Raw genomic sequence first — 7,668 nt, 5'->3', positions numbered from 1 at the left:
TCGTCGCGGCGTGGCCGTGCTGGTGCTGGTGGCCTACGTGGGCACGGTGGTGGCGGCGAACTGGTCGACCGACCACTTCGGTCTCGTGGCGGCCGGGCTGGGCCTGCTGGTGCCGATGGGCACCTACACCGCCGGGTTGGCGCTGGGGCTGCGGGATGCGCTGCAGGACGCCGCCGGCGACCGTCGGCTGTGGTGGGTGCTGGCGGCCATCGGCATCGGCACTGGCGTGTCGTTCTGGGTGTCGGATCCGCAGATCGCGTTCGCTTCGGGGGCGGCGTTCCTGCTCGCCGAGCTGCTCGACCTCGCGGTCTACACCCCGCTGCGCGACAACGACCGGCGCGTGCTGGCGGTGGTCGTGTCGAACACGGCGGGCGCGGCCGCGGATACCTGGTTGTTCCTGTGGTGGGCGCCGTTCGACCTGACCGGTGACGCGTTCGCCGGCCAGCTGCTGGTCAAGGCCGGCTACTGCACCGCGGCTTACCTGCTCGTGCGGCACGGCGCGCCGTGGGCGTGGCGGAAGGTGGTGCGCCGGCGTGCTGTACCTCGGCAACCCCTCGACCGAGTTGGTGCGTAAGCACATGGCCGCACGCGATGACTTCGGGGCGATGATGACACCGAAGCAGGGCAACAAGCTGCCGGACGACGTGGTGTTCGCGTGCGACAACGGCTGCTACGGCGACGGCTGGCCGGGCTACGGGAAGTGGATCAGCTTCCTGGAGTCGCTGGCGCCGTACGCCGACCGCTGCCTGTTCGCGGTCGCGCCGGACGTGTTCCGCCCAGACCTCGGCCGCGGGGACTCGGTGGCCACGCTGAAGCGGTCGCTGCCGTGGCTGCCGGTGATCCGCTCGCTCGGCTTCCCCGCGGCGTTCGTCGCCCAGGAGGGCAGCGAGGCGCCGGGCATGATCCCGTGGGACTTGGTCGACGTGGTGTTCATCGGTGGCGGCGACGAATGGAAGCTCGGCCGACCGTCCCAGTTGGTGATCGAGGCTGCGCTGGCGCGTGGCAAGCGGGTCCATTTCGGCCGCAAGGTGAACGGCCTGTCGAGCATGTGGAAGGCCCACAACCGCGGCTGCCACACCTCGGACAGCACCTACATCCGGTATGGCCCCGACAAGAACGTGCTCGACGTCATCCAGTGGCTGGACATCATCAACAACCACGGCGAGATGTTTGCCGCAGCGGGCCCGCTGGCCGGCACGCCCAACCAGGGCGGTGATGGCGCGTGATCAAGCCGTACTACGCCGATGACCTCGTGACGCTGTACCTCGGCGACGTCCGCACGGTTCTGCCTGAGCTCGGCGTGCAAGCCGATGCGGTGATCGCGGATCCACCGTACGACGAGACCTCTCTCGCGTGGGACCGGTGGCCGGCTGGCTGGCCCACGTTGGCGGCCGAGCACGCCCGGTCGATGTGGTGCTTCGGGTCGTTGCGCATGTTCATGGAACGCGGCCCCGAGTTCGCTGCTGGGGGTTGGAAGCTGAGCCACGACACCGTGGGCGAGTTCGATGTCGACACCGCGGTGTGGGAGAAGCACAACGGGTCCAGCTTCCACACCGACCGGATCCGCCGAGTCCACGAGCTCATGGCGCACTGGTATCGCGGTCCATGGTCCGAGGTGTACCGCGAGGTGCCGGTCACCAACGACGCGCGGGCGCGCACGGTGCGGCGCAAGCAGCGGCCGCCACACACCGGCGATATCGGGCGGTCCGCCTACTCCAGCGTCGACGGTGGCCCTCGGCTGCTCACATCCGTGATCCGCGCCCGGTCGATGCACGGCCGCGCGATCCACCCGACCGAGAAGCCAGGCCCTGTGCTCGCCCCGCTGATCGAGTACGCCGTACCGCTGGGCGGCCTGGTGCTCGACCTGTTCGCCGGTTCGTGCGCGGCCGGGCTCACGGCTCGTCAACTCGGCCGACGAGCTATCTGCATCGAGGGTGACGAGCCGTACCTCGAGCGCGCCGCCGAGCGACTGGCCGTGCCAGACCTGTTCGCTGCGGCCGGCATGCCCAACCAGGACGGTGACCGGTGATCGTCTCGCCGTTCTGCGGCGTGATGACTATCACCACGACGCACGTTTCCGGATCGCGCCAGGTGTGCGTCGAGCCGCTCAAGCCGGTCTCCGGGGCTGCCGAGGTGCAGTCATGACCGACATCGAGATCGCGCTGTGCGAGGCGACCGGCGACCCGGTGCGCCGCTGCGGGTGTCCGGATCATCTGGGCGGTCGGGCGGTGATCGACGGCGTGACGGTGGTGAGCCCGAAGACCGGATGCGGGACGCGGAATGGCTATCTCGCGCACCGGCGGAAGAACCAGCGGCCGTGCGGGCGGTGTCGGGAGGCGAACGCCGCGCACCGGCGGGAGCACTTCGACGGGAACCGGGAGCGGAACAGGGCGTACCAGAAGGCCCGTCGGTTGGCCGGGATTCGCCTGCAGGAGATGTACCCGGTCATGTTCCGGAGGCTGCTGAACGAGGAGATGCACAACGCCGACCAGAGGCTGCGGGCCGAGCGGGCGCTCCGGGATGGGGCAGAGGCCGGGTGATGCCACAGTTCTGGGTGCCACGGCCGCCGCGAGAACGATCTTGTTCTCGCGGCGTCGCCGTATGCCCGGCGGTCTATCCGGACCGAGCAGACAACGGTTTCCGGCTCGTGTCGCCGTCCACTCTGGGCGGTGGTCGCTGATGGCGTGGCTGCGCATCGACGACAAGATGATCTTGTCGATGAAGATCCTCGGCCTGATCGATGACGGGGTGACCGGGGAGCGCGCGAAGGACCAGCGCGCGGCCGCGGTGGGTGTGTGGACGATGCTGCTCACCTGGTGCTCGGCGGACGGCTCGAACGGCTTCCTGCCGCACTTCGTGGTCGACATGTACGGCACGAAGCGCACCCTGGCCCGGCTACTGCGCGCCCGGTTCGACCGCCAGCCACTGCTGCACACGCTCGGAGAGGACGGCCAGGCGCCGGAGTGCCGCTGTCTGGAGGGCCGCGCGTGGCCGCCGGACATGCAGTTCGCCCTGCACGACTTCCTCGACCGCAACCCGTCCCGTTCCGAGGTCGACGTCCAGCGGGCGAAGAAGGCGGAGCTGCGCAACGCGAAGCTGAAGCAGGCCGTGCGCGACCGGGACCGGGACATGTGCCGGTACTGCGGCAAGCACTGCGCGCACAGCGACCGCACCTCCGACGACGGGCTGACCTTCGACCATGTCGACCCGGAGGTCGCCGACGGCATCAACAACCTCGTGGTGGCCTGCCGGGGCTGCAACAACCGCAAGAACAAGCGCACCCCGGAGCAGGCCGACATGGCGCTACTGCCGGTGCCCGGCAGCCTGCCGGAGCCGCGTCAGACCTACGACGAGACCTGCGACGGACCTACGTCCGGAGCTGCGACCGTCGCAGGTCCCGTCACAGCTCTCGTCGTAGCTCCCGACCCGCGACCACGCCCGGATCAGGGCGCAGATCTGTCTGCTGACCTGCGACAGGACGCCAGCCTGTCGCAGGTCTCGACCTCTCCGGGACGGGACGGGGCGGGTACCGGCACAGCTATAGGCCCTCCCGACACCCTTCGAACCTCGGTACATCCGTCGCCCTACGCACCGAAGTTCGGGCCCTATCACGCAGGCCGCCCACCTGACCGGGACTCCCCACCAACCACCGCTACCGCACCAGCTGGAGGTGAGCCCCGTGCCCCATGACCGCTACGGCGAACCGATCGAAGAGGACGACACCCCGGTCGAGCGGCCACACCGGTGCCGGCGCGGCTGGATCGACCGGAACGCCGATCGCCCGGTGCCGTGCCTGGTGTGCAAGCCGCACCTGGTCCAGACGATCGACGAGAGCCAGGAGGTGACCCGGTGACCGAGGACGACGACGCATGGCGGGACCGGTTGACCGCGGCCCGGACCCCGACAACGTCGGAGCAGAGCGCGTGGGATGCCGAGTGGCAGCGCTTCTTCGACCGGCTCGTAGGCCGGGGGGTGCCGCCGAACGCGGCGATCCGGCGAGCTGACGACCTGATGGATTTGAGCAACCACGGTCTGAGACCAGAACCGAAGGAGGTGGGGCGATGAGCCGGGTGGATGTCCTGATCATGCACATCGACCGCGTGCTAGCCGAGTGCGACGCCAGAGCGTTGCCGCCGTTGGCGAGCGGGCCGGCGGCCGCCGTGCTCGACCTCACCGAGCAGGCGGGGCTGACACTGACCCCCTGGCAGGAGTCGACGGTCCGGGCGATGTACGCCGACCAGGACGTCGAACTGTCCACGCGCGCGCGACAGATGGTTAACCCCCCGTCGCGACCGCACCGGCTGTCGCGTCGCGGGCCTAGCGCCGACCAGGTGATCGTCGACGAGCTCGTCGACTGGGACAAGCAGGCCGGCATGTGCGGGAACGAGGCGCCGCGCGTCGTTCCCGGCGGCGAGCGGACGTGGTGCGAACTGGCGCACGGGCACGCGGGCTGGCATCGGTGCGGTGGGCAGTCCTGGAGTGCTGACGAGCCCAAGCAGCCGTGGTGGCGTCGGTGGTGGTCCCGGTGACGCGCGAGCACAGGGCGGTCTACGTGGAGCCGCAGTTGGCCCGCGACCTATACGGCGTGATCTGCGCCCAGGCCTTCCTGGACGACACCTTCTTGCACTACCTCACCTCGGCGGGCCGGTGGTGCTCCATGCGCCTGGCCCCGGTTAAGTGGAGGCTCCGTTGACCGACCGCCAGTGCACCGTGCTCGGGTGCGCCCACGTCCACGACGTCCAGTGCCTGCTGATGTCGATCGCCTCGGGCGGGCTGCAGCGCGTTCGTCATCACCGCCGGCGACTGCCGGGCGGTGCGGAGGTGATCGCAGAGGCGGTCGACGAGCGCCCGGGCCTGTGGGAGGAGCTGCAGACGACGGTGGCCCGGCTGAGTAAGTCGGGCGGCTCGACGCCGGCCGGTGGCAAGGCCAGCGAGACGCCGGTCCCATACCACGCGCGGGCGAGCGCGGTGGCGCACCGGATGCGCAACGAGCTGTCGACGTGGGCCCGGTTGATCGCCGACCAACGGCCGGATCTCCCGCTGCCCGTTGACGACCCTTCAGCGATCGCTCGGTGGGCGGCGGCCGCCGTGACCGCGGTGTTCGTCACCGCCGAACTGTCGTCGGGCATCCGCGGGGTGGTCCGGGATGCTGAGCGGGTGATCGACAGGGCGCCGGACAAGGTGTACGCGGGCCAGTGCATGGAGCCGCTCGAGGTGGGCGACGACTTTGACCCGGACGAGGAGCCGCTGCGCTGCGACGGGCAGCTGTACGCGACGAAGGGCCGGCCGCAGGTGCGGTGCCGGGACTGCGGCACGGTGCACGACGTCCAGGTCCGCCAGGAGTGGCTGTCCCGCGAGTTGGACGGCCAGCTGGTGACCGCGGCCGAGGCTGCGCCGGTGCTGTCCTGGCTGCTCGACAAGAAGATCACCGGGAACAACATCGCGGCCTGGAAGCGGGACGGCCGCGTCGAGGTCCACGACGGGCGCTGGCCGTACCGGTTCGGCGACCTGCTGGTGCTCGCCCGCGAGATGAAGCCGCGCAACCGGGGCAAGGAATGTATCAACCCTCCTGCAGCAGTTCCTCCGCCAACGCAGTGAGCGTGTGCTCGCCGAGGGACTGCTCGGCGGCGAACTGGCCGGCGCCGTTGAGGAAGTGGTCCGGGAACTGGCGGACATCTTCCTCGGTGATGGCGTGCTGCGGTGGGCTCACGCCGTGTTCGTCGTCGGCTGCCCGCATGAGCCGCTGTTGATCAGACCAGTCGAGGCTCTCGTTCATGAGGCCGAGCGTCGCATGTCAATGGCGGGTACGCATTCTGACCACTGCGACGGCGCTCGACACGCCCAGGGTGATCCACCTGCTCCGTGGCTTGCTCGCCATGGCTTATCATCACGATCAGCAGGCGGATGACGTCTGCCCCGAAGTGCGGTAGACCGGCATAATTCGTCCTGCGTCACCCGCTCGTTCGTGATCTTCCTCCCCCGGGTCACCAGACCTAAGGGGAGTCTTGTGTCCTCAGCCCAGGTGCACCGAGGCGACGCGCTGTCCGTGCTTGGCACGCTGCCGGCCGGCGCGGTCGACGCGGTGATCACTGATCCGCCGTACAACTCCGGCGGCCGCACCCCGTCCGAGCGGCGCACGCAGAGCGCCCGCGACAAGTACGTCAGCAGCGACGCCGGCCATGAGCTGGCCGACTTCGAGGGCGACAACCGCGACCAGCGCGGCTACCTCGCATGGCTCACGCTGGTGCTGGCCGAGTGCTACCGGGTCGCCGGGCCGGGCGCGCCGGCGCTGGTATTCACCGACTGGCGCCAGCTGCCTACCACCTCGGACGCGCTGCAGGCGGCCGGCTGGACATGGCGGGGCATCGTGGTGTGGAACAAGCCGATCGCCCGGCCTCGCCGAGGTGGGTTCGCCCAGTCCACCGAGTACCTGCTGTGGGGAACGCACGGCGCGGTGCTCGCCGACCGCAACCCGGTCTACCTGCCCGGCCTGCTGACCGGCAGCCAACCGCGCGGCAAGGACCGCAAGCACATCACCCAGAAGCCGCTCGACGTCATGCGCGAGCTGGTCAAGATCTGCCCACCCGGCGGCACCGTGCTCGACCCGTTCGCCGGGTCGGGCACGACCGGCGAGGCCGCACTCGCCGAGGGCCGGAAGTTCGTGGGCATCGAGATGTCGGGTCACTACCACCAGATCGCCACCGAGCGCCTGAGGTGATCCGGCGGCGGCCGGTCGGTGCCGCAGGGGGAGTAGGCACCGACCGGCCGTCCTAGCACGCGGAGGGTGCAGCGATGCCGAAGCGGAGCAGGGGCACCACCACCGAACGCGGGTACGGCGCGGACCACCAGCGTGAGCGGGACCGTTGGGTGAGGATCCAGCGCGAGGGCGGCGAGCACGAGCGAGCGGAGGGGGCGCTGCGGTGCCGTGCCGTCCAGTGTCTGATGCCGACGCGGTGGATCTGGCCGGGCGAGGCATGGGACCTCGGCCACGACGAGCGGCGTCAGTGGCGCGGACCGGAGCACGAGAAGTGCAACCGCAGCGAGGGCGGGATCAGGGGCAACGCGGTTCGGGGCCAGCCGCGGCCCGTCGTGTACCGCGGCCACCTGAGCGTTGACGCACGCGGTCTCTAGCGTCCACTGTGGATATATCCACAGTGGACTGACGAGGCGACCTAAGTTGATCATGCATGGTCGACAACCACCCCCGGGTGCGAGTCCCTCTACGTGCGGAAAGAAGACCCCGCCGGTCTTCTGGCAAAAATCCCCCCGTGACATCAGGCCAGGCTGACCGGGGGTCGGTGTGGATCATGAAAGGCGCGTCTGCGCTGGTCAGGGCTCCAACAAATGATGCGCCGGTACCCGGGATCGGCTCCGGGTCCACCGCGGCCGCCGAGGCTCCACAGCTCGGCGGCCGCGGCGGTGGGGTCGTCAACAGGAGGTGGTGAGCCATGAGCGGAAACGAGGCCTTGAAGGGCATTCCGGTCGCTGACCGGGAGCCGTTGTGTGTGGAGCTCGGCGACAACGGGCTGGTGTACGAGCCGATCGATACCGTGGTCGATCGGGCACAAGGGGACCGCGGTCACCAGGTCGTCGTACTTGCGCCGTCCGCTGCGGCCGCGAAGCAGTTCCGCCAGGAGCACGGTTTGCTCGACAGGCAGGTCATCTATG

13 protein-coding genes are annotated in these 7,668 nt (G+C 69.7%); 12 read left to right on the top strand and 1 reads right to left on the bottom strand.

The annotated features are described in order from the left end of the window. The 9 genes from VET29_RS31215 to VET29_RS31175 form a co-directional block, all read left to right on the top strand. On the top strand, positions 1-574 hold a 574-nt coding region (locus tag VET29_RS31215; protein WP_324927243.1), incomplete at its 5' end, for a VUT family protein. Further along, entirely contained in the window at positions 534-1,226 is a 693-nt protein-coding gene (locus VET29_RS31210) for a hypothetical protein (protein WP_324927240.1), read from the top strand. The genes VET29_RS31215 and VET29_RS31210, both read left to right, overlap by 41 nt. Beyond that, complete coding sequence (locus VET29_RS31205; protein ID WP_324927235.1) at positions 1,223-2,029, top strand: site-specific DNA-methyltransferase; 807 nt, start codon at positions 1,223-1,225, stop codon at positions 2,027-2,029. Before VET29_RS31210 ends, VET29_RS31205 begins: the two co-directional genes overlap by 4 nt. 112 nt (positions 2,030-2,141) lie before the next feature. Next, positions 2,142-2,540 (top strand): hypothetical protein, encoded by a 399-nt coding sequence (locus VET29_RS31200; protein ID WP_324927232.1) that lies wholly within the window; start codon positions 2,142-2,144, stop codon positions 2,538-2,540. Positions 2,541-2,679: 139 nt separating this feature from the next. Beyond that, positions 2,680-3,690 (top strand): HNH endonuclease, encoded by a 1,011-nt coding sequence (locus VET29_RS31195; protein WP_324927228.1) that lies wholly within the window; start codon positions 2,680-2,682, stop codon positions 3,688-3,690. After that, positions 3,680-3,853 carry a hypothetical protein gene (locus tag VET29_RS31190; RefSeq protein WP_324927224.1) on the top strand — a complete coding sequence of 58 codons (174 nt, stop codon included), beginning with the start codon at positions 3,680-3,682 and terminating at the stop codon, positions 3,851-3,853. Before VET29_RS31195 ends, VET29_RS31190 begins: the two co-directional genes overlap by 11 nt. Beyond that, entirely contained in the window at positions 3,850-4,065 is a 216-nt protein-coding gene (locus VET29_RS31185; RefSeq protein WP_324927218.1) for a hypothetical protein, read from the top strand. The genes VET29_RS31190 and VET29_RS31185 overlap by 4 nt, the downstream gene beginning before the upstream one ends. Then, positions 4,062-4,529 carry a hypothetical protein gene (locus VET29_RS31180; RefSeq protein ID WP_324927215.1) on the top strand — a complete coding sequence of 156 codons (468 nt, stop codon included), beginning with the start codon at positions 4,062-4,064 and terminating at the stop codon, positions 4,527-4,529. Before VET29_RS31185 ends, VET29_RS31180 begins: the two co-directional genes overlap by 4 nt. 160 nt (positions 4,530-4,689) lie before the next feature. Then, positions 4,690-5,598 carry a hypothetical protein gene (locus VET29_RS31175; RefSeq protein WP_324927211.1) on the top strand — a complete coding sequence of 303 codons (909 nt, stop codon included), beginning with the start codon at positions 4,690-4,692 and terminating at the stop codon, positions 5,596-5,598. Here VET29_RS31175 and VET29_RS31170 read toward each other — a convergent pair. Further along, the gene (locus VET29_RS31170) at positions 5,561-5,776 is read right to left on the bottom strand and encodes a hypothetical protein (protein WP_324927208.1); all 216 of its coding nucleotides are present in this window, start codon (positions 5,774-5,776) and stop codon (positions 5,561-5,563) included. The two genes, VET29_RS31175 and VET29_RS31170, sit on opposite strands and share 38 nt — an antisense overlap. A 231-nt stretch (positions 5,777-6,007) precedes the next feature. On the opposite strand from VET29_RS31170, the gene VET29_RS31165 reads away from it, so the two are divergent. The 3 genes from VET29_RS31165 to VET29_RS31155 form a co-directional block, all read left to right on the top strand. Further along, positions 6,008-6,718, top strand: a complete 711-nt coding sequence (locus VET29_RS31165) for a site-specific DNA-methyltransferase (protein WP_324927204.1) — start codon at positions 6,008-6,010, stop codon at positions 6,716-6,718. Between the two features lie 74 nt (positions 6,719-6,792). Beyond that, positions 6,793-7,131, top strand: a complete 339-nt coding sequence (locus VET29_RS31160; protein ID WP_324927199.1) for a hypothetical protein — start codon at positions 6,793-6,795, stop codon at positions 7,129-7,131. Between the two features lie 317 nt (positions 7,132-7,448). Then, on the top strand, positions 7,449-7,668 hold a 220-nt coding region (locus tag VET29_RS31155), incomplete at its 3' end, for a hypothetical protein (protein ID WP_324927196.1).

It is taken from the genome of Actinophytocola sp. (assembly GCF_035634895.1).
GTDB lineage: Bacteria > Actinomycetota > Actinomycetes > Mycobacteriales > Pseudonocardiaceae > Actinophytocola.
This window is presented reverse-complemented; position numbering and strand designations above follow the sequence as displayed.